The sequence below is a fragment of the Candidatus Binataceae bacterium genome (genome assembly GCA_035308025.1).
GTDB lineage: Bacteria > Desulfobacterota > Binatia > Binatales > Binataceae > JAJPHI01.
In genome coordinates, this window is record DATGHL010000030.1 from 73,550 (window position 1) to 96,381 (window position 22,832).

The 22,832-nt window shown below is 62.3% G+C and carries 26 protein-coding genes; 17 read left to right on the forward strand and 9 right to left on the reverse strand.

The window, feature by feature from the left end; all coding sequences use genetic code 11:
• The first annotated feature begins 16 nt into the window (after nucleotides 1-16).
• Nucleotides 17-802, forward strand: coding sequence for an enoyl-CoA hydratase/isomerase family protein (locus tag VKS22_09400; GenBank protein HLW70823.1), 786 nt, complete (start codon nucleotides 17-19; stop codon nucleotides 800-802).
• Between the two features lie 36 nt (nucleotides 803-838).
• A complete protein-coding gene (locus tag VKS22_09405; GenBank protein HLW70824.1) occupies nucleotides 839-1,603 on the forward strand; it encodes an enoyl-CoA hydratase/isomerase family protein in 765 nt (254 codons plus the stop codon).
• Here VKS22_09405 and VKS22_09410 read toward each other — a convergent pair.
• From VKS22_09410 to VKS22_09420, 3 genes are all read right to left on the reverse strand, one after another.
• On the reverse strand, nucleotides 1,584-1,916 hold the full coding sequence (locus VKS22_09410) for a hypothetical protein (protein ID HLW70825.1): 333 nt from the start codon (nucleotides 1,914-1,916) through the stop codon (nucleotides 1,584-1,586). The genes VKS22_09405 and VKS22_09410 overlap by 20 nt on opposite strands.
• Before the next feature lie 12 nt (nucleotides 1,917-1,928).
• The gene (locus VKS22_09415; GenBank protein HLW70826.1) at nucleotides 1,929-2,621 is read right to left on the reverse strand and encodes a glutathione S-transferase N-terminal domain-containing protein; all 693 of its coding nucleotides are present in this window, start codon (nucleotides 2,619-2,621) and stop codon (nucleotides 1,929-1,931) included.
• 129 nt (nucleotides 2,622-2,750) lie between these two features.
• Nucleotides 2,751-3,173, reverse strand: a complete 423-nt coding sequence (locus tag VKS22_09420) for a heme-binding protein (protein HLW70827.1) — start codon at nucleotides 3,171-3,173, stop codon at nucleotides 2,751-2,753.
• A gap of 184 nt (nucleotides 3,174-3,357) precedes the next feature.
• Here VKS22_09420 and VKS22_09425 point away from each other — a divergent pair, with 184 nt between their 5' ends.
• The 3 genes from VKS22_09425 (at nucleotide 3,358) to VKS22_09435 (ending at nucleotide 6,116) form a co-directional block, all read left to right on the forward strand.
• Complete coding sequence (locus VKS22_09425; GenBank protein ID HLW70828.1) at nucleotides 3,358-4,821, forward strand: M81 family metallopeptidase; 1,464 nt, start codon at nucleotides 3,358-3,360, stop codon at nucleotides 4,819-4,821.
• 73 nt (nucleotides 4,822-4,894) lie between these two features.
• Nucleotides 4,895-5,125, forward strand: a complete 231-nt coding sequence (locus VKS22_09430) for a type II toxin-antitoxin system HicB family antitoxin (GenBank protein HLW70829.1) — start codon at nucleotides 4,895-4,897, stop codon at nucleotides 5,123-5,125.
• Between the two features lie 226 nt (nucleotides 5,126-5,351).
• Nucleotides 5,352-6,116, forward strand: a complete 765-nt coding sequence (locus VKS22_09435) for a pseudouridine synthase (GenBank protein HLW70830.1) — start codon at nucleotides 5,352-5,354, stop codon at nucleotides 6,114-6,116.
• Between the two features lie 2 nt (nucleotides 6,117-6,118).
• Here VKS22_09435 and VKS22_09440 read toward each other — a convergent pair whose 3' ends face one another.
• Nucleotides 6,119-6,883 carry a glucose 1-dehydrogenase gene (locus VKS22_09440; protein HLW70831.1) on the reverse strand — a complete coding sequence of 255 codons (765 nt, stop codon included), beginning with the start codon at nucleotides 6,881-6,883 and terminating at the stop codon, nucleotides 6,119-6,121.
• 458 nt (nucleotides 6,884-7,341) lie between these two features.
• Here VKS22_09440 and VKS22_09445 point away from each other — a divergent pair, with 458 nt between their 5' ends.
• Nucleotides 7,342-8,991 (forward strand): choline dehydrogenase, encoded by a 1,650-nt coding sequence (locus tag VKS22_09445; GenBank protein HLW70832.1) that lies wholly within the window; start codon nucleotides 7,342-7,344, stop codon nucleotides 8,989-8,991.
• Nucleotides 8,992-8,996: 5 nt separating this feature from the next.
• On the opposite strand, the gene VKS22_09450 is transcribed toward VKS22_09445, so the two are convergent.
• A complete protein-coding gene (locus VKS22_09450; GenBank protein ID HLW70833.1) occupies nucleotides 8,997-10,016 on the reverse strand; it encodes an LLM class flavin-dependent oxidoreductase in 1,020 nt (339 codons plus the stop codon).
• 15 nt (nucleotides 10,017-10,031) lie between these two features.
• Nucleotides 10,032-11,228 (reverse strand): tail fiber domain-containing protein, encoded by a 1,197-nt coding sequence (locus VKS22_09455; GenBank protein ID HLW70834.1) that lies wholly within the window; start codon nucleotides 11,226-11,228, stop codon nucleotides 10,032-10,034.
• A 550-nt stretch (nucleotides 11,229-11,778) separates the two neighbouring features.
• Between VKS22_09455 and VKS22_09460 the strand changes: the two genes are divergently transcribed.
• A complete protein-coding gene (locus VKS22_09460; GenBank protein HLW70835.1) occupies nucleotides 11,779-12,894 on the forward strand; it encodes an LLM class flavin-dependent oxidoreductase in 1,116 nt (371 codons plus the stop codon).
• 248 nt (nucleotides 12,895-13,142) lie between these two features.
• Here VKS22_09460 and VKS22_09465 read toward each other — a convergent pair whose 3' ends face one another.
• Both VKS22_09465 and VKS22_09470 read right to left on the reverse strand, forming a co-directional pair.
• Nucleotides 13,143-13,967: a TIGR03619 family F420-dependent LLM class oxidoreductase gene (locus VKS22_09465; protein HLW70836.1), complete on the reverse strand. Its 825-nt coding sequence runs from the start codon at nucleotides 13,965-13,967 to the stop codon at nucleotides 13,143-13,145.
• A gap of 43 nt (nucleotides 13,968-14,010) precedes the next feature.
• Entirely contained in the window at nucleotides 14,011-14,619 is a 609-nt protein-coding gene (locus VKS22_09470; GenBank protein ID HLW70837.1) for a DsbA family protein, read from the reverse strand.
• Between the two features lie 153 nt (nucleotides 14,620-14,772).
• Here VKS22_09470 and VKS22_09475 point away from each other — a divergent pair, with 153 nt between their 5' ends.
• The 10 genes from VKS22_09475 to VKS22_09520 all read left to right on the forward strand — a co-directional run bounded on the left by VKS22_09475 (nucleotide 14,773) and on the right by VKS22_09520 (nucleotide 22,107).
• Complete coding sequence (locus tag VKS22_09475) at nucleotides 14,773-15,747, forward strand: hypothetical protein (protein HLW70838.1); 975 nt, start codon at nucleotides 14,773-14,775, stop codon at nucleotides 15,745-15,747.
• A 92-nt stretch (nucleotides 15,748-15,839) separates the two neighbouring features.
• Nucleotides 15,840-16,091, forward strand: coding sequence for an AbrB/MazE/SpoVT family DNA-binding domain-containing protein (locus tag VKS22_09480; protein HLW70839.1), 252 nt, complete (start codon nucleotides 15,840-15,842; stop codon nucleotides 16,089-16,091).
• Nucleotides 16,088-16,480, forward strand: a complete 393-nt coding sequence (locus tag VKS22_09485) for a type II toxin-antitoxin system VapC family toxin (GenBank protein ID HLW70840.1) — start codon at nucleotides 16,088-16,090, stop codon at nucleotides 16,478-16,480. The genes VKS22_09480 and VKS22_09485 overlap by 4 nt, the downstream gene beginning before the upstream one ends.
• Nucleotides 16,481-16,582: 102 nt before the next feature.
• Nucleotides 16,583-17,062 carry a dCMP deaminase family protein gene (locus tag VKS22_09490; protein ID HLW70841.1) on the forward strand — a complete coding sequence of 160 codons (480 nt, stop codon included), beginning with the start codon at nucleotides 16,583-16,585 and terminating at the stop codon, nucleotides 17,060-17,062.
• Nucleotides 17,049-17,528: an HIT family protein gene (locus tag VKS22_09495; GenBank protein HLW70842.1), complete on the forward strand. Its 480-nt coding sequence runs from the start codon at nucleotides 17,049-17,051 to the stop codon at nucleotides 17,526-17,528. The genes VKS22_09490 and VKS22_09495 overlap by 14 nt, the downstream gene beginning before the upstream one ends.
• A 27-nt stretch (nucleotides 17,529-17,555) precedes the next feature.
• Nucleotides 17,556-17,849: a hypothetical protein gene (locus VKS22_09500; protein ID HLW70843.1), complete on the forward strand. Its 294-nt coding sequence runs from the start codon at nucleotides 17,556-17,558 to the stop codon at nucleotides 17,847-17,849.
• 54 nt (nucleotides 17,850-17,903) lie between these two features.
• A complete protein-coding gene (locus tag VKS22_09505) occupies nucleotides 17,904-19,028 on the forward strand; it encodes an AAA family ATPase (GenBank protein ID HLW70844.1) in 1,125 nt (374 codons plus the stop codon).
• Nucleotides 19,029-19,041: 13 nt separating this feature from the next.
• Nucleotides 19,042-19,797, forward strand: coding sequence for a DNA repair protein RecO (gene recO / locus VKS22_09510; GenBank protein ID HLW70845.1), 756 nt, complete (start codon nucleotides 19,042-19,044; stop codon nucleotides 19,795-19,797).
• A 232-nt stretch (nucleotides 19,798-20,029) separates the two neighbouring features.
• Complete coding sequence (locus tag VKS22_09515; protein ID HLW70846.1) at nucleotides 20,030-20,887, forward strand: hypothetical protein; 858 nt, start codon at nucleotides 20,030-20,032, stop codon at nucleotides 20,885-20,887.
• Nucleotides 20,888-20,925: 38 nt separating this feature from the next.
• Nucleotides 20,926-22,107 (forward strand): acyl-CoA dehydrogenase family protein, encoded by a 1,182-nt coding sequence (locus VKS22_09520; GenBank protein HLW70847.1) that lies wholly within the window; start codon nucleotides 20,926-20,928, stop codon nucleotides 22,105-22,107.
• Between the two features lie 194 nt (nucleotides 22,108-22,301).
• On the opposite strand, the gene VKS22_09525 is transcribed toward VKS22_09520, so the two are convergent.
• Nucleotides 22,302-22,826 (reverse strand): NUDIX domain-containing protein, encoded by a 525-nt coding sequence (locus VKS22_09525; GenBank protein ID HLW70848.1) that lies wholly within the window; start codon nucleotides 22,824-22,826, stop codon nucleotides 22,302-22,304.
• Nucleotides 22,827-22,832 lie beyond the last annotated feature (6 nt).

Below are 22,832 nucleotides of genomic sequence, written 5' to 3' on the forward strand. Positions count from 1 at the left end.
CGGCGAGAGGACGGCGATGAGCAAGTTCGAGGATTACGCCGGCAAATACGAATTCATCAAGATGGAGCGCGACGACGGTATCCTGCAGATGACCCTGCATAGTAAGGGCGGCGAGCTGCTATGGGGCGGGCGTCCGCATGAAGAGCTGTCGTATGCCTTCGGTGAAGTCGCGCGCGATCGTGAGAACCGCGTGGTGATCGTCACCGGCAGCGGCGACAACTTTTGCGCCGACATCATCTGGGGCAAAGCGAGCGCCAAGGCCGGCCCGACCAAGGTGCGGCCGCTCTCGATGGACCATACCCTCTCGGACGCCTACTACCTGATCATGAATCATCTCAATATCGCCGTGCCGATGATCGCCGCGGTAAACGGCCCGGCGCTGATTCATTCCGAGCTGGCGCTGCTGTGCGACATCGTGCTGGCGTCGGAGAACGCCGAGTTTCAGGACTTGCCCCATTTTCCCATGGGCCTCGTGCCGGGCGACGGCGTCCACGCGGTCTATCCGCTGCTGCTCGGGCTTAATCGCGGACGCTATTTTCTGTTGACCGGTCAGAAAATCCCGGCGCTCGAGGCGCGCGAGATCGGGCTCGTCGCCGAAGTGCTGCCACGCGATCAATTATTGCCGCGCGCGTGGGAACTCGCGCGCAAAATCGCCAGCAAGCCGCCCCTCACGCTACGCTACGCGCGCGCTTTGCTGAGCCGGCAACTGAAACGCCTGATGATCGACAATCTCGAGCTGGGACTGGCGCTCGAGGGTCTAGGCTCGGCGGATTACTGGCCCGCGCCTAACCTCAAGAAATAGCCGCCGCGCAAGCGGCCAGCGTCGCGAGAAATTCATATGAGCAAATTCGACGATTACGCGAACAAGTTCGAGCACATCCGGATGGAGCGCCGCGACGGCATCCTGCAATTTACGCTGCATCGTAATGGCGGCTCGGTGATTTGGGATTTCGCGGCGCACAGCGACACTGCGCACGCACTCGGCGAAGTCGCGCGCGATCGCGAGAATCGTGCGGTGATCCTCACCGGCGCGGGCGACGACTTTATCGCTGATCACGAATTCGGCGACGCCAACAAGATTCCCGCGGCGTCCTGGGACCAGGTCATCACCGACGCCAAGTACCTGATCATGAACCACCTCGACATCGAGGTCCCGATGATCGCCGCGGTCAATGGTCCGGCGCTAATCCATGCGGAACTCGCGCTGATGTGTGACATCGTGCTGGCCGCAGAGACTGCGGTGTTTCAGGATTTGCCGCACTTCACCAGCGGACTGGTGCCGGGCGACGGCGTCCACGTGATCTTTCCGCTCTTGTTGGGCTTCAATCGCGGCCGCTATTTCCTGTTGACGGGCGAGAAGATTCCCGCGCGCGAGGCCAAAACTTTGGGCATGGTCGGCGAGGTGCTGCCGCGCGAGCAACTGCTACCGCGCGCCTGGGAGCTGGCCCGCCAGATCATCGCGAAGCCGCCGCTGACCGTGCGCTACGCCCGCCAGTTGCTCACCCGCGAACTCAAACGCGCGATGATCGACAACCTCGGTCTGGGACTGGCGCTCGAGGGTTTAGCCGCCGGCGAATTTTTCATCAGCGACCCGAAGAAGTAGCGGTGGGTACGATCGGCGAGCTCGCGCTGGGTGGCCCAAGCCAGGCGGGATTGACGCGCAGCTCGAGCAGGTTCTGATCGCTCACCGTGATCAGACCGCGTGTCGGGCGGTCGAGATCGATAATCACGAGAATCACCAGGGAAATCACCGTCACCGTGATCGTGATGGCGCGGAGGTCTCGACGGCCGGCGAAGCCGTAGCCATAGCCGACCAGCCCCATCGTTAGAATGGCGACCAGAAACAGCAGACCATGGCCGCTCTGCAGTGCAACAATCAGATACTCGTCGCGCTGATACAGCAGCTCGGACGGCATCACGGACGCGGGCTACGCGTGTTTCTCGAACTGCTTCTTGCCGTACAGAATCGAGCGTTCCTCGTCAGTCAAAGGCGCCTGCGGGATGTCCGCCATCACGGCGAGGCCGCGCTTGACCGCGGGCCGCCCGCCGAGCGCGGCGAGCCAGCGCCGCAGATGAGGCAGCGGCTCGAGTTGTTCCGGCTCGCGCTCTGCGATCCGCACCCACGGATAGTTCGCGATGTCGGCGATTGAGTAGTCGCCGGCGAGATATTCGTTGGCGGCGAGCTGCTTGTCCATCACGCCGAATAGCCGGCGTGACTCGTTGGTATAGCGTTCGATCGCGTACGGGATCTTCTCGGGCGCTGCGTTTTTGAAATGGCCCGCCTGCCCCATCATCGGGCCGATCCCCGCCATCTGGAACATCAGCCACTGCACGACGTTGTACCGCGCGCGCATCTCGGTGGGCATCAGCTTGCCGGTCTTCTCGGCCAGATAAAGCAGGATCGCGCCAGACTCGAACAGCGCCAGCGGCTTCTTGCCGGGCCCGTCGTGATCAACGATCGCCGGCATCCGGTTGTTCGGGCTGATCGCGAGAAAGCTCGGCTCGAACTGTTCGCCCTTGCGAATGTTGATTGGGACGATCTTGTATTCGAGGCCGATCTCTTCGAGAAAAATTGTAATTTTATGTCCGTTCGGAGTTGGCCAGTAATAGACGTCGATCATAACTCACCTCGACCAATGATATCGGCCAGCTTCGCCTTACACAGCTTTGCGGTCAAGGGTACGCAACTGGAAAACGCGCCAACGGAGCGGTTAAGAAGACGCGCCGGTATTATCGAAAGTCGCCGCACGCTAGGCTTTTGCTATGGCGTCAAGCGCGGCCTGCGCGCACTCGATATCCTGATCGACGCTGCCGCCACTGACGCCGATTCCGCCCACGACGACATCATCGATCCGGATCGGCAAGCCGCCGCCGAAAGTCACGATGCGCGGAATGTGCGGCACGCCGGCCAGCAGCGACGGGTTGTCCTTGATCCGATTGAAGAAGTCCTGCGAGGGCGCACCCAGCAACGCGGTATAGGCCTTGTTTTGCGCGACCTCGATACTAATCAATGGTGCGCCGTCCATTCTATGGAAGGCTTTGAGCAGACCGCTTTCGTCGAGAATCGCGACGATCTGTGGAACGCCGATCGCCTTGGCCTTGGCTGCGGCCGCCTCGACCATGCGAGCGGCAAGCTCGGCCGTGATACTGCGTTTGACGTAAGTCTTTTCCATTTTGACACTCCTCTTTCCGCGGTAAGCGCATGTCCCCGCGCGCCGGCCTTTCGATTAGCACATCAGGCGAGCCGCGCTCTATCCCGCAGTCATGGTTGCTTCTATTGCGATCGCGGAGGCATCTGGCGGATCATCGCCTCGAACTTGGCCTCGGATTTGATCTCGACCCTGGAGGGCTATCACGATGCGAGTCGCGATCGGCGGATTTCTGGCCGCAGTAAATACGTTTGCCACGCAGCGCATGGGGCTCGAGCGTTTCCAACGCGCGATGATGCGCGAAGACGCGGTGCTCAAGCTCGCGCGCGGTGAGAGCGCGTTCGGCGGTTTTGCGCAGACCGCGCGCCAGCAGAACTGGGAGGTCATCCCGCTGCCGTTTGTCTTTCCGGGGATCGCCGGAAAGATCACCGACGAAGCCTACGCCTGGACGCGCGAGGAGTTCGTCAAGTCGATTCGCGCGGCCGGGCGGTTCGACGGCGTCTTTCTCCAGATGCACGGCACGGCCGCGAGCGACAGTCTCGAGGATTGCGAGGGGGACCTGCTGGAAACGGTGCGCGGCGCGCTTGGCGCGCAGACGCCAATCATTGTTTCGCTCGACGGTCACGCCAACGTCACGCCGAAAATGGCCGCGCAGGCGAGCATGCTGATCGGCGTAAAGACCAACCCGCACTACGACTTCGCCGCGACCGGACGGCTCGCGGCCCGCGTGATGGCCGGGATGTTCGACCGCTCGCTGTCACCGGCGAGTGCGTGGGCGCAGCCCGCGATGGCGCCGGCGCTGCAGAAGCTCTACATCGCCCCGGGCTGGCCGATGGAGCATCTGATGCGCCTGGCGCGCAACCGTCAGGCGAGCGACCCGCAAGTGCTCGACATATCGCTCCTCTGCGGCTTCTTCGTCTCCGAACGGCGCGAAACCGGAATCAGCGTGGTCGTGACCTGCGATCGCGAACCGGCGCTCGCGCGCGAGATCGCCGAAGAGCTGAGCCAGGCCTGCTTCAACGCTCGCGGCGCCTTTCACACCGATATGGTTGGGGTGGCGGACGCCGTCAGCGAAGCGATCGCGACCGATGAAAATCCGGTCATTCTCGGCGACCTCGCCGACAGTGGCGGCGCGGGAACTCCGGGCGACGGCACGGCGATCCTCGCCGAACTGCTCAAGCAAAACGCACGCGGCGCCGTGATCGGCAATCTCGCCGATCCTGCGGCGGTGCGGGCGGCGACCGCGGCTGGCGTCGGCAAGAATATAACGCTCTCTGTCGGCGGCAAGGTTGATCAGTTTCACGGCGCGCCGGTGCAGATCACCGGGCGCGTGCGCACCCTCCACGATGGCGTCTTCACCGCCAGCACCCAGTTCAATGCCGGCACGGTTCATCGCGGACCGACGGCGGTGATCGATTGCGGCGGCGTCGAGGTGATTCTGACCTCGCGCCCGGTGCTGGTGTTCGAGCCGAATCACTTCAGGAGTCTGGGGATCGAGCCTACGGCGCGCAAAATGCTGGTCTGCAAGGCCGAGATGCAGCATCGCGCGGGCTTCGCCGGCGCGGCGCGGACCTTTATCGACGTCGACGCGCCCGGCCTCGCGACGCAGGCGCCTTCGCGACTGCCCTACAGCAAAATCCGCCGCCCGGTCTTCCCGCTCGACAATATTTGACGCCTGTCGCGGATAACTTAGAATCAAGGACCTCAGGGATTTGTTGATTGCACAGACGCGATGAGGTGATGGCGTGCCGCAGTTCCAGTACACCGCAGTTTTCGAGCCGGCTCCGGAGGGCGGCTTCACCGTAACCGTGCCGGCTCTTGCAGGGCTTGTGACCGAAGGCGATACGCTCGAGGAAGCTCGCGAGATGGTGAAGGACGCGATTCGCGGGTATCTGGAAAGCCTGCTCGCGCATGGCGAGGAGATTCCGATTGAACCTGGCCTCGCGAGCGTCGAGCGCGTCGCGGTAACGATTTAGACCAAATGCCCCGCTTGCCCGTCTGTACGTCCGTCGATCTTATCCGGGCGCTGCAACGGGCAGGTTTTTTTCTGGATCACAGCACGGGTTCGCATCGGTTTTTTCGGCACCCTTCCCGCCGGGGCCTTGTGACTGTTCCGTTCCATCGCAAAGATCTCAAGCGCGGGACCCTCAAAAGCATCCTCGATCAGGCCGGGCTCTCCGTCACGGAGTTCATCGAGCTCCTATGAACTGCTCCAGCGACGTGGAGAAAGAAAGAATTGCGAAATTCCTGGCGCGGGCGGGCGTGGCCTCGCGCCGCGACGCCGAGCGGATGATCGAAGCGGGCCGCGTCGCACTCAATGGCGCCATCGTCAGCCACCCAGCGACGATGGTCGGCGCGGGCGACAAGGTCGCCGTCGATGGCAAAGCGATCGCGGCCCAGGAACCGACTCGGCTCTGGCGCTACTACAAACCGGCCGGATTGGTGACGACCGCGCGCGACCCCGAAGGCCGCCCGACGGTCTTCGCCAAACTACCGCAAGGCCTGCCGCGCGTGGTCTCTGTCGGCCGCCTCGACATCAATACGGAAGGGCTCCTGCTCCTCACGAATGACGGCGGGCTGGCGCGATACCTCGAGCATCCGGCGCAACTCTTTCCACGCACCTACCGGATTCGCGCGCACGGCCACGCGGAGACGTCAGTTGTCGCGCGATTGGCCCGCGGCCTCACGGTCGACGGCATCTACTATCGTCCGATTCAGGCGACGCTCGATCGCAATCAGGGCGGCAACTGCTGGATGACGATGACACTAAACGAGGGCAAAAATCGCGAGATCAAGACTATCTTGGAACACCTCGGGCTCCAAGTCGCGCGTCTGATCCGGATTGGCTATGGTCCCTTCGAGCTCGGCCCGCTGCCGCCCAACGAGGTTGAGGAGGTGGCATCGGAGCGCCTCGCCAAGCTGCTCCCCGGCCATTTCGCGTCACGGGAATCAGAGACTCGCCAATAAGTTCACTGCGCCATGTAGCCGCCATCAACCGGCATCGGCAGACCGGTCACGTATGACGCGCGATCCGAGCAGAGCCAGGCCACCGCCTCGGCGACCTCCTCGGGCTGGCCGATGCGCTTCATCGGCTCTGAGCGGGCATAGCGCGCCTCCATATCGGGCCGCTTCTCAAATGCGCTCATCAGCAACGGCGTGTAGATCGGCGCCGGACAGACAGCATTGATCCGGATTCCGTGACGGGCATATTCAAGCGCCGCCGCCTTGGTCAGTCCGGCCACGCCGTGCTTGGCGGCGGTATAGGCAGGCACGCGTATCGCGCCGGTCAGACCCATAATCGACGAAGTGTTGACGATGACGCCGCTGCCCTGCTTGAGCATCTGGGCGATCTCCGCCCTCATGCAGAGCCACACTCCGGTCAGATTCGTCGTGATGACGCGATTCCATTCGGTGAGCGTGTACTCGTGCGTCAGCCGCCCGGCACCGCCGATGCCGGCGTTGTTAAAGGCGCAATCGAGCCGGCCATAGCTGGAGACCGCGCTGGCGATCAGGGCTTCGACGTCGGCCTCGCTTGCGACGTCAGCCTTGACGAAGATGCCCTCGGCGCCGGTCTGCTGCTTGATCATTGCTAGCGTTTCGAGACCGCCCGCTTCGACCACGTCGGCGAGGACAAGCCGGGCACCCTCGCGTGCGAAAATCCGCGCGGTCGCGCGGCCAATACCGGAGCCGGCGCCGGTGATCAGCGCGACTTTACCCTCAAGCATTGCAGTCATCTGGCTTTCTCCCTTAAAGCACGACGCTCGCCGCATATCATCCCACTAGGGGGAATAGATCAATGTCCGAGGGCTTCGCAGGAGAGCGGCCCAAAATTTCGGCGGCGGGAATTGTTCTTGTTCAGGGCGATTCGGCTCTCCCCCGCCAGCAGCGGTGCAGCGAGGCGTTTGTAGCGGTTTGGTGAAAGCCTAGGCCCTCAACGCTGTCGCGAGCCTCCGGAAATGCGACATTATTCATTCTCGAGTAAACGTCCCGATGGCTCACCAAGCGCCTCCAATTGCTTCCGACAAGATAAATATTCTTTACGACTGCTCGAATCCGGTCTAAACTGCTAAAAACATCTAGTTAATGAAAAACAGGTGAATTTAGATGCTGAAAGAAGCTTCTACCTGCTTTGAAGGAATTTATTATACATGATGTGCTAGATCATCTTTATCAATGTGTTAACACGTAAGACATGCTGTACGAACCGAATAACAGCCTCGCAAACTATGATTACATCATAGTTGGGGCCGGTTCGGCCGGCTGCGTGCTCGCGAACCGCCTGTCGTCCGACCCGGACGTGCGTGTGCTGCTAGTCGAGGCTGGGCGCTCTGATCGCAATCCGTTGATTCATATTCCGGCGGGCGCGCTGCCGATGAAGCTCTATGGGTTGAATTCCTGGACTTACTTCACCGAGCCGCAACAGCATCTGAAGAGTCGCAAGTTGCATTGGCCGCGTGGCAAAGTATTGGGCGGTTCGAGCGCGATCAATGCGATGGTATATATGCGCGGGAATGCCAGCGATTACGATCGTTGGCGGAATCTCGGCAACGTCGGTTGGTCGTATAATGACGTGCTGCCCTACTTCATCCGCTCCGAGGACTTTGCTGCCGGTGCCGACGAATACCATGGCACTGGCGGGCCGATTAAGGTGACGGTCAACGCTGCCATAAATCCGATCACAGAGGCCTTCCTGAACGCTGCGCAGGCGGCAGGCTATCCGTATAACCCTGACGTCAACGGCGGCACGCAAGAGGGCTTCGGCCCGCTCTACTCGACGATCTGCGCGGACGGGCGGCGTCAAAGCACGGCGGTTGCCTACCTGCGTCCGGCGCTGGGCCGCACCAATTTGAGCGTCGTCACGAAAGCGCGGACGCGGCGGCTTCTGTTCGAGGGGACGCGAGCGGTCGGGCTGGAGTATCTGACTGGGCGGCGGACCCATGAGGTGCGGGCGGCGCGCGAAGTGATCCTTTGCGCGGGCGCGATCAACTCGCCGCAAATCCTGATGCTCTCCGGGGTCGGTGATGCCGCACAATTGCGCCGCTTGGGGATCGCGCCCGTGATCGATCTCAAGGGCGTCGGGCAAAATCTGCAGGATCATCTGGCGGTTGACCTGCAGGTGAGCTGTCCGTTGCCGGTCTCGCTGTATCGGGAGTTGGCGCCCCATCGGATGGCGTGGTCGCTCGTGCGCTATCTGATATACGGGACCGGGCCGCTGGCGAGCGTAGGGCTCGAAGCCTCGGGGTTTATCAAGACGCAGGCAGGAGAATGCGCGGCGGATACCCAGTATCATTTTAGCTCGGGGCTGGTTTATCGCGGGGTCAGCACCGGTCCGGTGCGCCGCCACGGTTTCTATGTCCGCAACTGCCAGTGCCGGCCGCGCAGCCGCGGTTATATTGCGCTGCGCTCGGCCGATCCATTGGCCGATCCGATTATCGAACCCAACTATCTGGAAGCCGAGTCCGACCGCCGCTTGCTGCGCGAGGGCTTCAAGGTCAGCCGCGAGATCGTCGCGCAGGCCGCGATGAGCGCCTTTCGTGGCGCCGAACTATGGCCCGGACCCGAGGTGCGCAGCGACGCGCAAATCGACGACTGGATCGGCGACGCGGGCGTGACGTCGTTTCATCCGGCGGGCACCTGCAAGATGGGTCATGACGAGCTCGCGGTGGTTGACGATCAATTGCGCGTGCATGGCCTCGAGGGGTTGCGCGTCGTGGATACCTCGATCATGCCCCGGCTGGTGAGCGGCAATACGAATATGCCGACCATCATGATCGCCGAGAAAGCCGCGGATCTGATCCGCGGCCGCGCCGCGGTTCTGTTGGCCTCGGCGGCCAACCAATAGTCGCGTCATCGCGCCGGCAATGCGAACGCCTGCGCGAGTAATTCGTAGGAACGCAGGCGCGCCTGATGGTCATGTACGATCGTCACGACCATCAGCTCATCTACTCGCAGCTCATCGGCCATCAGCGTCAACTGATCGCGCACCCGCTCCGGCGCGCCGACGACGTAGCGGGGATACTCGCCGGTCTGCTCATGCGCGATTGGCGCGGCGTCGGGACCAAGTTCGCGCAGGGCCTCCGCGACGGTCGGGATGGGCCGCACGTCACCCTGACGGATGCGGCGGCGGAAGAGACGGGCACTCGCGAGCAGCCGCTGGGCCTCGGCGTCAGTCTCGGCGCAGACCACGCCCAACGCCAGTATCGCATGCGGGGCCCGCAGGCCAGATTTGGCCGCGGCAAAGTTCGCGCGATAGTGTGAGATCGCCGCCTGCACCGGTCCGGGCTCGATAAAATGCGCGAAGGCGTAAGGCAAACCGAGCTGCGCCGCCGCCGAAGCGCTCCACATGCTCGAACCGAGCAGCCAGACCTCGGGCCCCCCCGGCATCTCGGGCGAAACCTTGATCTGGCTGAACGGATGTTTGGGCGGAAAATCATGATTGAGAAAAGCTATCAGCTCGACCATCTGCTGGCCGAAATCATCCGGCGGCGGATAGTGCGCGCGATCGCGCCAGAGCGCGAAGGAATCGAGCGGCGTGCCGCCCGGAGCGCGTCCAATCCCGAGATCGATCCGGTTGGGATAGAGCGCGTGGAGCAGGCGAAAGTTCTCGACCACCTTGAACGGACTGTAATGCGGCAGCATCACGCCGCCCGAGCCAACGCGGATGGTGGAGGTCTCGGCGGCGACTCGCGCAATCAGAATCTCCGGCGCTGGGCTGGCCAGGGCCGGGATCGCGTGATGCTCGGCAATCCAGTAGCGCGCGTAGCCAAGCCGATCGGCAAGGCGCGCCAGTTCTATCGTATTGTGCAAGGCGTCGGCGGGCGTGCAGCCCTCCGGCACCGGCGATTGATCGATAACTGAAAGCTTCACCGATTGAATCTTACGCTACTTGCCGGAGAGCTGCGCGAAGCGCTCCGGATGCGCGGCGCGGGCTTGCTGCTCGAGCGCGTCGAGGCGTCCGGCCAGCGCATCGATTTGCGCGTCCTTCTGCTTCAGCACGGACACCTCATGCTGGAGCGTGGCGATTTGCGCATCCTTGTGCGCGAGCTGGCTAACCTGCTGCTGCAGCGACTGATTCTCCCGTTTCAACTTCTGCATCTCGTTGAGCAGCATCGCTGGGAGGACGTGATAGGCGACCGTCTCATGCTTGCCGTCGGTGCCGTTGACCACCAGCTCGGGATAGACCTTCGCGACCTCTTCGGCGATCAAGCCGTACTGCTGAGTCCCGGTCGGGTCGGCTTTGTAGCGAAAGGCCACCGGCCGTAAGCGCATCAGGTTGTCGCTGGCGTCGCCCATGTCGCGGACGTCGCGCTTGTAGCGCGCTGAGGAGGATACGACCCCGAGCTGTCCGTCCGAATTGACCACGACGGCGGCTCCCCCCGAAACGCCAGTATCGCTAATGCCGGCGATAAACGTTGCGGTCTGGGTGCCCGTGGTGCCGATCCTGATCGTGTTCGATTCCCCCGCGACACCGGCATCGTATATATCGATGTTGCTGCTGCCGGTAGTGAGATTGCTGCCAGCACTTTCGCCGATCGCAATATTGCTGCCGCCTGTGCTGTTGTTTACGAGCGCGTTTGCTCCAGCGGCCGTATTGCCGGTACCAATGGTATTATCGTTTAGGGCACTTGCACCGCTAGCGGTATTGTTGCTGCCAGTTGTGGTGTTACTGAGGGCACTCGCGCCACTGGCGGCGTTACTGGTGCCCGTGGTGTTGCTGAACAAGGCTAAGGCGCCGAAGGCCGCGTTGGCTGCGCCGGAGGTATTGTTGTTGAGGGCGCTCAGGCCGCTGGCCGTGTTTTGGGCCCCGGTGGTGTTCTGGGTGAGGGCACCGTAGCCGGTAGCTGTGTTGTTGCTGCCGACGGTGTTGAAATAAAGAGCGCTCACGCCGATGGCGGTGTTGCCGGTGCCCGTGGTGTTGCTGAGTAGCGCGTTGAGTCCATCGGCCGTGTTTAAATCTCCTGTAGTGTTGCTCAGCAGGGCATAGTCGCCGGTAGCCGTATTGTTGACACCCGCGGTGTTGTTCTCGAGCGCTTCGAAGCCGGTGGCCGTATCGCCGCTGCCGGTGGTGTTGTTGAGCAATGTGTCGAGGCCGACCGCCGTGTTGGCGAAACCCGTGGTGACGTTGACTCCTGGTCCAGCGGGACCGGCGGGTCCCTCTGGTCCTGACGGTCCGGCTGCGCCCGCCGCTCCAGCAGGCCCGGTGGGTCCGGCTGGCCCAGTTGGCCCGGCCGGACCCGTCGCACCCAACGTGTCCGCCGTCTGTTTCGACGTACAGCCTTGCCCACTTTTGACAAAAGTGGGTTTCCCGGTCTTGTCGTTTACGCACACGGTGATGGCTGTCTGTGCTGCGGCGACTCCGCCTGCAGCTACCGTGACAATCATTACAAGCGCCGCTAGATAATTCCGTCGCAGCGCCGAACCAGCTTGCCCTGCCCGTGCCATAGATCGTTCCTCCGCTGGCGAATCGCCAACCGAGGGAGCCTAACAGAGCTTCGATGCGAGTGTCACCGCGTCACCGTGCAACTTGAAGCGCGGCGGCGAAGTGCGCTAAGCAATCATCAGGCGGAAGCGTGACGGCACATCGGGCCGTATGCGCGATATCAGCTCCGCCGTTCGTCAGGAGGCTTCAATGCACGTCGGTTATGGTGCGGTGTTTCAGAATCCCGGCAATGCTCTTTCGGATACTGAGGTTTGGCGGCACGAGGTGCGGCTGGCCGAGATGGCCGAGCCGCTCGGCTTTGATTCGGTCTGGTCGATCGAGCATCACTTCGACGACTACACGATGTGCCCCGATCCGCTGCAATTTCTCACCTACATGGCCGGCGCGACGAAGAAAGTGAAGCTCGGCTCGATGGTCGTGGTGTTGCCGTGGCACGATCCAATTCGCGTCGCCGAGCAGGTTTCAGTGCTCGACCACCTGTCGAACGGCCGCTTCATCCTCGGGATCGGCCGCGGGCTGGCGCGGATCGAATACGAGGGCTTCCGGCTCGATCAGAACGAAGGTCGCGCGCTCTTCGTCGAGTACGCCGAATTGATTTTGAACGCGCTGGAGAAGGGCTATATGGAGGGCGGCGCGATGACCAAGCAGCCGCGCCGCGATATCCGCCCCTTCCCGGCGCGATCGTTCCGCGGACGCACCTATGCCGCCGCGGTCTCGCCGGAATCGATGCCGATCATGGCCAAGCTCGGAGTCGGCGTGCTGGTCATCCCGCAGAAGCCGTGGGATGCGGTCAAGCAGGACTTCGCGGTCTATCACAAAGTGTGGCGCGAGGTGAACGGCACCGAGCCGCCTCATCCGTTGAGCGGCGGCTTCATCTTCGTCGACGAGGACAAGTCGCGCGCGCAGGAGTTGGGGATGAAGTACATCACCGACTACTACCACACGGCAATGCGCCACTACGAAATGACGGCGGAAAAATTTGGCTCGCACAAGAGCTACGAATTCTACAGCCACGTCGGCAAATATATCGCCAAGCACGGCATGGACGAGGCGGCGAAAGATTTTGCCGAGCTGATGCCCTTCGGGACGCCCGCGCAGGTGCTCGAAAAGCTACGCTTCATGCAGGAAACCATCAACATGGACGGGGTGATGGGCAACTTCGCCTATGCCGGAATGCCCTTCGACGAAGCCGAACGCAACCTCAAGTGCTTCGCAACCAAGGTGATGCCGGAGTTGAAAAAGTGGCAGGCGACGCCACTCAAGGAAGGCGCTGCGCTCAAAGGAATCGGCGCGCAAGCCGCCTGAGTAATTAACCCGGTACGGAGTTAGAATGGGGCCTTCATCCAGGCGGATGGGGCCCCGTTATTTTTGTCCTGATGCAGCGTATGCGGGAGGCTGCGGCAGAAAACCGGTACCGGCTTCGCTGACGCGAAGCTGTCCGAGATCCTTCGACTCCGTTCGCGTCGCTCACTTCGCTCAGGATGACAATAAACGCTGCCCGGGTGGTGAATGCCGACCACTTTTGCAAACACTTCTAACTCATGGCGCTCGCGTCAGGCCACCTTTGAGATGAACGTCTCGGCCTGCGTCGCGAACTCGTTCGCACTCGCATAGCGGCCCAAATCGAGAATGAAATAGGTCGCGCCGGCTTCGCGTTCAGCCTCGACTCGCGCCCGTGCCGCACCGAGGTCGTCAAACTTCATCCCGCGACGCACGACGATTTCGAGATCGTCCGTGCGGCCTTGCGTGCGCATCTGACTCTTCAGCGACGTAACGGCCGGGGCAAGTTTGTCGGCCGCGAGCATCGGATGCCATCCCGCGCCGAACTCGAGGACACGTCGCACGGCGGCGTCACCGTTGCCGCCGATCCAGATCGGCGGGGCTTGCGGGCGCGGTGAAAAGACGAAGGGCGGAAAGCTGACGAGATTCCCGCAGTAGGCTTCAGCGTCGCGCGTGAACAAATGTCTGATGACGCGCAGGGTTTCGTCGCTGAGCCGGCCGCGCATCCGCTTGTCGACGCCGAGCGCGGCGAATTCAGGCTTCATCCAGCCGACGCCGACCCCGAGGATCATCCGTCCGCCCGAGAGCTCCTGGATGGTGGCGACCTGCTTGGCGGTCAGCACCGCAGGCCGATACGGCAGCACGAGCACCGAAATGCCGAGACGAATCCGTTCGGTCGCGCCGGCGAGGTAGGCGAGCGTCGCGAGAACGTCGAGGTAACGGCCCCCGGAACCTTCAGTCTCGTCCGGCGGGATGCAGAGGTGGTCAGAGACGAAGACCGCGTCGAAGCCGAGTGACTCGGCAGCGGCTACGCAGGCGCGAATCGTCGCGGTCGTCGATTGCGGCCCCATGTTGCGCACGGCGATGCCATATTTCATTGCTGCGCCTCCGCGGTCCCCCTCTGTAATCACGCTGTTACTTTCAACGGCGCAGGCCCATCGCGTCGAGTTTCTTGACGATCCACGCAATCCGATCGTTGCCCCAGAATGGCTCGCCCGCGACGATCAGCATCGGCACGCCGAAAACATGATCGCGCTCGCCCTGCGCCAGCGCGTCGGCGAGCGCCGCCGGCCCATCGCGGTTGACGAAGCGGCGAAACTCGGCGGCGTCGAGACCAATTTCACTGATCACCGCGGCGAGCGCATCGACGCTTTCGAGATCGATCTCGCGCGCGAAAAACCGCGCGAAGACCAGCCGCGAGTATTCGCGAAAGCGTCCGTTGCGCTCGGCGAAGATTCCGCTGGTGAGCGCGAGGCGGCTGTCGAAAAGCCTCTGCGGCCCGCGAATGATAATCCCGCGGTCGCGAGCGAAACGGCGGGCGTCCTCGTAGAGGTAGCGGACTTTGAACCAATCGCGTTCCGTCCGCTGCGGCAAATCGCCGCCAAAAGCCCGAAAATCGAAGCCGTGCGGCGTGAAGACGATTTGCACGCGATGACTTCGCTCAAGGTCGAGCGCCGGCTCAAAGGCCAGCCAGGTGAAAGGACTCTTGTAGTCGTAGTAGAACCTGACGGTTTCGAGTACTTCGGCCATGGCTTATCGTGATAGCCGAATTTCCTTCGTCAGACAAAAGGGCGGTCACGCACCCATCGCGAAAAAGCATGATGGGCATGATGGCTATCCACTCTCGCGACAATTCGTTAGCATCGCGCCGATGCGCGAATCTGCCGTGCGCGGCGCCAATCGATGAAGCTCCGTCCGCTCGACCCGTCCCGCGCGACGACCCGCAAACTCGCGACCCTCTCGCGCAAAGTCGCGCGCAACCAGTTCGCCAAGCCGCTCTCCGCGGGCGCCGCGGTCGCCGATTTTCTCGACGCGCTGCCGGATGTCCTCGCCGCTCGCGACTTGCGCGAGCTCGCGCGCCGCGTCGCCGCGGCCCATCGCTCCCGCCGGATGGTCCTGCTCCAGATGGGTGCGCATCCGATCAAAGTCGGACTCGGCCCGATCATCTGCGATTTGATTCGCGATGGCATCATCACCGGCTTCGCCGGCAACGGCGCGACGATGATCCACGACTTCGAACTGGCCTACGCCGGCCGCACCTCCGAGGACGTCGGCGCCGGGCTGACCGACGGCAGCTTCGGGATGGCCGAAGAGACCGGCGCGATCCTCAACGAGTTTGCCAAGATCGCGATGGACGAGGGTCGCGGTTACGGCGAGATCGTCGGTCGCGAGATATTAAAGCGACACTTCAAGTTTTGCGACAGCAGCATCTTTGCCACCGCCTACGATAAGGGCGTGCCCGCGACGATTCATGTTGCGCTCGGCTCGGACATCGTACACATGCATCCGGCGGCCGACGGCGCCGCGATCGGCGCAGCGACGATGGCGGACTTCCATCGACTCGCCGCGACGGTCGGCGAACTCTCGCGCGGCGTCGTCATCAATCTGGGCTCCGCGGTGCTGATGCCCGAGGTCTTTATGAAGGCGCTCAACCTCGCGCGCAACCTCGGCCGCACAGTCGAGGCCTTTACCGCGGCTGACATGGATTTTCTCCGTCAGTACCGGCCGCGTATGAATGTTGTCGAGCGTCCGACTCAAGGTGGGGGCCGCGGTCTGATGCTGACCGGGCATCACGAGCTGATGTTCCCCCTGCTCGTCGCTGCGATCCGCGAGGAACTCGCGCGTCCCCCGAGCCGAGTCCGCAAGAAGCTTGGCTGATCGGCAGACCTTGAACCGCCGCGGTTACTTAAGGGTCTGAGACCTGACCGGCAAAACTTGCGGGTCGCGTCGGTCTTACCTATAATCTTACAATGACTTATCGCACGCGACTGTCGAGCAAGGGACAGATCGTTTTGCCGAAACCGCTGCGTGTTGCCCGTCGATGGAGTCCCGGGACGGAATTCCTCCTCGAAGAACACGGCGCCGGCCTTTTGCTCAAGCCCGGCGTCTCAGGCTCATCCGATTGGGCGTCGCTGATCGGCGCCGCCGACTATCGCGGACCGCGCAAAAGCCTCAAGGAGATGACCGAGGCGATTAACGTCGAAGCGCGCAAACACCGGTGATTGCCGTCGATACTAATGTCCTGGTGCGCATCATCGTCAACGATGAACCATCGCAAGCGGCGCGCGCCGCGGTCTTCCTGCGTGCTCAGGAGCGCGTCTTTATAGCCAAAACCGTCATGCTCGAACTTGAATGGGTGCTGCGCGGCGCGTACCGCCTCGCCCGCGGGACTATCGCGGCCGCGCTCCGGCGGGTGCTTGAGTTTCCGAACGTAGAAGCCGAGGATCCCGCGGCCGTGACAGCGGCGCTGCGCTGGTACGACCAGGGACTGGATTTCGCCGACAGCCTGCACGTTGCCTCCGCCGGACATGGATGTAAGTTCGCAACCTTTGACGGCGCCTTGCGGCGGCGCGCCCGCCGCTTGCGCGCTATTACGCTGGCGGATCTTTGAAGCGCTCGGCGATCCCGAGGGTTGCGGCGCCTGCGTTTCGCCGAAATAATCCGCAAGCTGTCCTCGTGCTTCCAGAAGCGCTCAAGGAATTGAAGCCACGCGATGACTATTACACGACCATCCTGGGATCAATACTTCATGACGATTACGCGGCAGGTGGCCGAGCGCTCGACCTGCACGCGGGCGAAGGTCGGCGCGGTGATCGTGCGCGACCGCAGCATCCTCGCAACCGGCTACAATGGCGCGCCTGCCGGGCTGCCGCACTGCCTCGACGTCGGCTGCCTGATCTACGAATCGCGCACGCCCGACGGCGAGATTGAGCAGAACTGCTTCCGCACCATCCATGCCGAGATCAACGCGATCACGCAGGCGGCCCGCAATGGCGTCGCGATTCGCGACGCCGATATCTACGTCACTCACACCCCGTGCATCCATTGCCTGAAAGTTCTGATCAACACCGGCATCCGCAGCGTCTTTTACGAGAAGCCCTACAAGCTGCACACGATCGAGGAGTTGCTGACCCACGCGCGTATCAAGCTGATCAGTGTTCAGCCGGAGCCACCGCCCGATGCCCCAGCCTGAGGGCGCCGCCCGCCCCTGCGGCATCTGCGCGATCATCGATCGGCTGCGCGCCGGCAGCTTTCCCGATCTCGTCGCCGAGCTGCCGAGGAGCTGGATGATCCTGGGAGACGCGCAGTTCTATCGCGGCTATTGCGTGCTCTTCGCCAAGCGCCACGTCGTCGAGCCTCATCTGATGCCGCGCGGCGAGGCCCACGAGCTGCTCGACGAGATGCTTGCGGCAGGCAAAGCAATCAACGCGGTCACGTCGCCCATCAAGCTCAATTACGAATGCCTCGGCAATCAGGAGCCGCACGTGCACTGGCACATTTTTCCGCGTTCCTCCGCCGATCCGATGCGGCTGCAACCGGTCTGGCTGCGCCCTGAGAGTGAACGTAAAGTAACACTTGAAGAATCGGATCGACGCTCGCTGATTGCCGAATTGCGCTTGGAACTCGGCCGTCTGCTGCCGGCAGCGCGATGGGGTTGAGTGCTCCGATCGTCGCCGTCCTGTCGAATGAATCTTCGCCAGTGGCTCAAGCGTGGGCTGACCCTCCTCGCCACAGCACTCGCGCTATTCGGATGTACCCGGTCGCTGCCCGAGGCCGGCAGTGCCGTCGAACAGCTATACGTCGCACGCTGCGGCGGCTGCCATCAGGCGTACGATCCGCGGTCGCTGACCGCCTCGATGTGGGAGTTGCAAATGCTCGCGATGCGCTCGAAAATCGCCGAGGCTGGACAGGCGCCGCCGACGCCCGCGGAGCAGCGCGCCATCCTCGCGTACCTCCAGCGCAACGCCGGCCAGCAATAGTTCGAGCGATTTGATAAATATTGAAGAGCGCGCAGTCGTCCGGCGCATCAATCGATGTCAGAAGCAACCGCCAAACTTTCCGCCATCCGCGACGAACTCAATCAGTTTTTTCTCGAGCGCGCCGAATTGATCGACGGAGCATTGTGCGCGCTGCTCGCAACTCATCACGTCTTGCTGATCGGGCCGCCCGGTACGGCCAAATCGATGCTCGCGGACGAACTCTGCCGCCGTATCGAGGGCGCCAATTATTTTCAATGGCTGTTGACGAAATTCAGCACGCCGGAAGAGATTTTCGGCGCGGTCAGCCTCAAAAGCCTCGAGCAGGACGACTACCGCCGCGTCACCGATCACAAACTGCCTGAGGCGCACATCGCCTTCCTCGATGAGATCTTCAAGGCCAACTCCTCGATCCTCAACGCCCTGCTGGCCGTAATCAACGAACGCATTTTTCACAACGGCCGCGAAAGAGTTGTCGTCCCCCTTGTAACGATGTTCGGGGCGTCGAACGAGCTGCCCGACGAGGAAGAGCTGACGGCGCTCTTCGATCGCTTCATGATGCGCTTTACGGTCGATTACATCGTCGAGGATTTCCGTTTTCTGAAGATGCTCGAAGGAACAGGTCCGGCGCGCCGGACGATCCTCACCTTCGAGGAGCTGAACGAACTGCGCGCGGACGTTGCTGCGGTGCAGATCCCCGGTGGGATCCTGCGCGCGCTGGCGGAGCTGCGCCGGATCCTCGCGACGAGCCAGATCGTCGCCTCCGACCGGCGCTGGCGTAACACGCTCGCGATCATGCGCGCGCACGCGCTGCTGCTGAGCCGCACCCAGGTGAGCGACGACGATCTCGCCTTTCTCGAGCACGTGTTGTGGAAGGATCCCGAAGAGATTCCCAAGGTCCGCGACGCGATCCGCCGCCTCGTCAAGGGCTTCGAGGATGAGGCCCGCGAACTGCTGATCCAGGGTCAGGAGTTGCGCGAATATGCCGCGCGGGCGTGGGAGAGCGATGAGCTGCGCAAGCGCGCGGTAATCGAGGCGCACAGCAAACTCGCCAACATCCTCGTCAAATTCGAAAACCTGATCCGCGACGCTGCCGAGGGCGGACGCACCACGGAAAGCCTCGAAGCGATGCGGGCGACGGTCAAGGGCATCCAGCAATCGATGCTGCGAGCGGCGGTCTAGCTGCTTCACCGCCATGCCGGCCGAAGAATCCAGTCCTGCGATCGTGCTGCGCGCGCGCGACTACTCGGAATCCGATCGCATCGTGACGTTGCTGACGCGGGACTTCGGCAAACTCGGCGGCATCGCGAAGGGCGCGAAGGCCTCGCGCCGCCGCTTCGAGCGTAAACTCGAGCCTTTTTCGTGCGTGACGCTGTTCTTTCGGCGTCGCCCCCTCGGCCAACTGGTCTTTATCACCCGCGCGGAGCCCGGACCGATGCCGCAGCCGGTCCTCGAGGACGATCTCAGAAAAATCGCGCTTGGCAGCTACATGGTTGAACTTGCCGACGCGCTGACGCGCGAGGAAGCCGACGCCGCGGCGGCATACAACGTCCTCGCGGCGGGCCTCGCGGTCCTCGGACGTGGACCGGCGACGGCCGCGCTGCGCTCAGCTTATGACATGAAGATGCTGCGTGCGGCGGGGTTCGGCCTCGAATTCGACAATTGCCGCATCTGCCGAAGCCGCGTCGGTATCGACGCTGCCGCGGCGTATTTCGTCATCTCGCGCGGCGGCATCGTCTGTATGCGATGCCGTTCGGAAGCGCCCCAGGGCGCCGTCCGACTCGATGCGTCTGGGGTCTTGGCCTTGTCGAAGCTCGGCGGCGTCGAACTCGGCGAGGCGGCTGACCTCCCCTCGGCCGGCGCCGCGGCGGGCCGCGTGCTCACGCAGTTCCTGGGCGACCTGCTCGATCGCAAGCTGCGCTCGGTGGAGTTTCTCGATTCGGTCCTTTAGTCATTACTCAGTCACTACTGGTCTTAAAGTCTTCGTAATTTGCGGCTATAACTATTTACCAATACTCAGCCGGAAGCTATATTTTTTCGACGGGAATAGCAGATTCAACAATCTTAGCTTATCACGAGCATCTATTTGATTGAATTAGGGCGTGGGTACGATAAATGCTGCGCCAGCCTTCAGCGATTATCTAATAAAATAGAGGTTCGTCGCCAAGGAGGAGTTCTTCAGTATGTATAAAACCCAATTACTTCGCTGCCTGATCCTCGGATCATTTTTTGTCATCAGTGGCGCGATGCTCGCGCGCTCGGCCTCGGCTCAGAGCAGCCTCGATCCGGGGCTGGCATTCGCCGCGGTCTCAGATTCGCAGGTGAAGTTGGACAAGAATGCTTCCATCGGGGGCGCCACCGGTGCGCTCGGCGACCTGATTCTGGGCGAGAGCGCGAGCGTCAGCGGCAACGGCACCTCTCTCGGTAACAAGATCAAGCTTTCCAGGCTCGCCGTCGTCAGCGGCATCTGTGAGACGACCGGAGGCAAAGTAACGCTTGGCAAAAACGCGACGTGCACCGGTGGTGTTGATACTGCCGGAATCAATCCCGCGATTGTCCCATTACAAACCTTCTCCACCAGCGGAGCGAAGGCCTGTCCGCCTGGTGGCGTCAGCGAAGGAGCGTTGACTCTCGACAGAAACGGCGCCGCCACGCTGACCGCGGTGAGCGGTTTCAACGAGTTTGATTACACGAACATCACGCTGAAAAAGAATGCTTTTCTAACCGTTTCCGGCCCCGCGGATGCGTTAGTGGTAATCAAGGATTCAGGCTCGCTGACTTTGGACAAAGGCGCGGCGATAGCAGTAGGTTCCGGCGGCTTAACGCCGTCGAACCTTCTCATTCTGGTGAACACGGCGAAATCCTCCGCCAATAGCATCGTCAGCGGGTCTCTGGTTTCCGCAGGCGTCTGCAATCTCAAGGGTAACTCGTTCATCAACGGCCAGCTAGTTTGTGGGGGCAAAGTGACACTTGGCGCCAAGGGGAACGTGAGCGGTGGCAAGTTAAATGAGCAAGTGGCGACGGATGTTACCTGCCCATAACCCTGTACGCCCCTCGCCGCTGTGGCTAAAATTGCTCTATGGACTTCAACTACAGCGCCGAGGATGAAACTTTCCGAGCCGAGTTTCGCGCCTGGCTCGCAGTCAACCGGGAATATGCGACGCCGGCGCGCGAGCCGCTGGCCGACGAACTCGAGGGCGACTGGGACGCGCGCGTAAGCTGGCATCGCCGGCTCCATCAGGGCGGCTGGATGGGAATCCATTGGCCGCGGGAATACGGCGGACGCGGCGCGACTCTCTTGCAAAATGTCATTTACCAACAGGAGCTGGAGCGAGCCGGCGCGGCGATGCCCTTCACCGGCTTCGGCATCTCACTGCTTGGACCGACCCTGATTCACTGGGGCACCGACGAGCAGAAACGCCGTCATCTGCCGAAAATCCTCGGCGGCGAGGAATTCTGGTGCCAAGGTTACTCGGAACCCAACTCGGGCTCTGACTTGGCGTCGCTGCAAACCCGCGCGGTCGAGGACGGCGATTATTTCGTGGTCAACGGCGCAAAAATCTGGACCTCGGCGGCACAGCACGCCGATTGGATTTTTCTGCTCGTCCGCACCGATCCGGCCGCGCCCAAGCACAAGGGGATAAGCTATCTGCTGGTCGATATGAAGACACCCGGCATCGTCGTGCGGCCACTCGTGCAGATGACCGGAGCGCGCGGTTTCAACCAGGTCTTTTTCGAAGATGTGCGCGTGCCGCGCAAGAACCTCGTGGGCGAAAAAAATCAGGGATGGCAGGTGGCCATCACCACTCTGATGTTCGAGCGATCGATGGGCCATGATCGCGGCCTGCTGCAACAGATTCGCGAACTCGCGACGCTCGCGCAGGGGATTCCGCGCAACGGCGCGTCGGCGTGGGACGACGCCGAGGTGCGCCAGCGCCTCGCGAAACTCGAAGCCGAGGGCGAGGCGATCAAGTACACGGGCTTCAGGCAGTTGACGCGCCAGCTCAAGGGACTGCCGCCGGGCGCGGAGAGCTCGATGCTCAAGTTGTGCGGGACCGAGTTGGCGTTGAAAATCGCGCTATTCGCGATGGAGTTGCTGGGTCCGTATAGCCAGCTCGAGCCGAACTCCGCCCATGCGCTTGATGCGGGCAAATGGTCGCAGCGGATGCTCGCCGCGCGCGGCCCGACAATCTATACCGGGACCAACCAGATTCAGCGCAATATCATCGGCGAACGCGTTCTCGGCCTGCCCAAAGGTTAAACGAGTCCCGGGTGGAAATCCGGGATTCTTCGCTTCGCTCAGAATGACAAAAATGGCTTAGTTTTAGTGAAAGTTGCTATGTCATTCTGAGCGAAGGCTGCCGGAGCGAAGAATCCCGGATTACATACCGGGCTGACTCCGTTCAGGACGAAAAACTCCGCTGGTACGAAGGTTTCCGGTCAGGCGCCGGAGGCTCAGTTCCGCGCGGCGCGCGGGCTCGGCGCAGGTAGCAGGATTTTTTTTGCCTTCGCGATCAGGTTGCGTTCGCTCTTGTGACTGGCGCGGCTGAACGCGGCGTCGATGGGCCGCCAGACGACTTCTTCGATTTCGTGGTCATGCGCCGACGGATCGCCGCCAACGGGTCGCATCAGGTAGAAGTGCACGCGCTTGAAGATGCGCACGGCGCGATCCGACGGATGGGTCCGCCATGAATAGAGGTAGGCGACCTGACCGAGGGGTCCATCGGCAACGACCTTGAGCCCAGTCTCTTCGTTGGCTTCGCGCAGCGCTGCATCCAGCAGTGTCTCCCCGGCTTCGACGTGGCCCTTGGGCAGCACCCAGGTTCCTTTGCCGGCCGGGCGGACTAACACCACCTCGACCGTACCGTCGTCGGCGCGCCGCCAGATGAGCCCGCCCGCTGACAGCTCGCGCCGCACCTCAAGCGGTTGCTTGCTTTTGACGGGCGTCGGGGTGCGGGCCTTCTTGCAAGTTGGTGGCATCGGTGA

Coding starts and splice junctions, on each gene's coding strand:
- VKS22_09400 (HLW70823.1), top strand. CDS start 17: ATGAGCAAGTTCGAGGATTACGCCGGCAAATACGAATTCATCAAGATG.
- VKS22_09405 (HLW70824.1), top strand. CDS start 839: ATGAGCAAATTCGACGATTACGCGAACAAGTTCGAGCACATCCGGATG.
- VKS22_09410 (HLW70825.1), bottom strand. CDS start 1,916: ATGCCGTCCGAGCTGCTGTATCAGCGCGACGAGTATCTGATTGTTGCA.
- VKS22_09415 (HLW70826.1), bottom strand. CDS start 2,621: ATGATCGACGTCTATTACTGGCCAACTCCGAACGGACATAAAATTACA.
- VKS22_09420 (HLW70827.1), bottom strand. CDS start 3,173: ATGGAAAAGACTTACGTCAAACGCAGTATCACGGCCGAGCTTGCCGCT.
- VKS22_09425 (HLW70828.1), top strand. CDS start 3,358: ATGCGAGTCGCGATCGGCGGATTTCTGGCCGCAGTAAATACGTTTGCC.
- VKS22_09435 (HLW70830.1), top strand. CDS start 5,352: ATGAACTGCTCCAGCGACGTGGAGAAAGAAAGAATTGCGAAATTCCTG.
- VKS22_09440 (HLW70831.1), bottom strand. CDS start 6,883: ATGACTGCAATGCTTGAGGGTAAAGTCGCGCTGATCACCGGCGCCGGC.
- VKS22_09445 (HLW70832.1), top strand. CDS start 7,342: ATGCTGTACGAACCGAATAACAGCCTCGCAAACTATGATTACATCATA.
- VKS22_09460 (HLW70835.1), top strand. CDS start 11,779: ATGCACGTCGGTTATGGTGCGGTGTTTCAGAATCCCGGCAATGCTCTT.
- VKS22_09465 (HLW70836.1), bottom strand. CDS start 13,967: ATGAAATATGGCATCGCCGTGCGCAACATGGGGCCGCAATCGACGACC.
- VKS22_09470 (HLW70837.1), bottom strand. CDS start 14,619: ATGGCCGAAGTACTCGAAACCGTCAGGTTCTACTACGACTACAAGAGT.
- VKS22_09475 (HLW70838.1), top strand. CDS start 14,773: ATGAAGCTCCGTCCGCTCGACCCGTCCCGCGCGACGACCCGCAAACTC.
- VKS22_09480 (HLW70839.1), top strand. CDS start 15,840: ATGACTTATCGCACGCGACTGTCGAGCAAGGGACAGATCGTTTTGCCG.
- VKS22_09490 (HLW70841.1), top strand. CDS start 16,583: ATGACTATTACACGACCATCCTGGGATCAATACTTCATGACGATTACG.
- VKS22_09495 (HLW70842.1), top strand. CDS start 17,049: ATGCCCCAGCCTGAGGGCGCCGCCCGCCCCTGCGGCATCTGCGCGATC.
- VKS22_09500 (HLW70843.1), top strand. CDS start 17,556: ATGAATCTTCGCCAGTGGCTCAAGCGTGGGCTGACCCTCCTCGCCACA.
- VKS22_09505 (HLW70844.1), top strand. CDS start 17,904: ATGTCAGAAGCAACCGCCAAACTTTCCGCCATCCGCGACGAACTCAAT.
- recO (HLW70845.1), top strand. CDS start 19,042: ATGCCGGCCGAAGAATCCAGTCCTGCGATCGTGCTGCGCGCGCGCGAC.
- VKS22_09515 (HLW70846.1), top strand. CDS start 20,030: ATGTATAAAACCCAATTACTTCGCTGCCTGATCCTCGGATCATTTTTT.
- VKS22_09520 (HLW70847.1), top strand. CDS start 20,926: ATGGACTTCAACTACAGCGCCGAGGATGAAACTTTCCGAGCCGAGTTT.
- VKS22_09525 (HLW70848.1), bottom strand. CDS start 22,826: ATGCCACCAACTTGCAAGAAGGCCCGCACCCCGACGCCCGTCAAAAGC.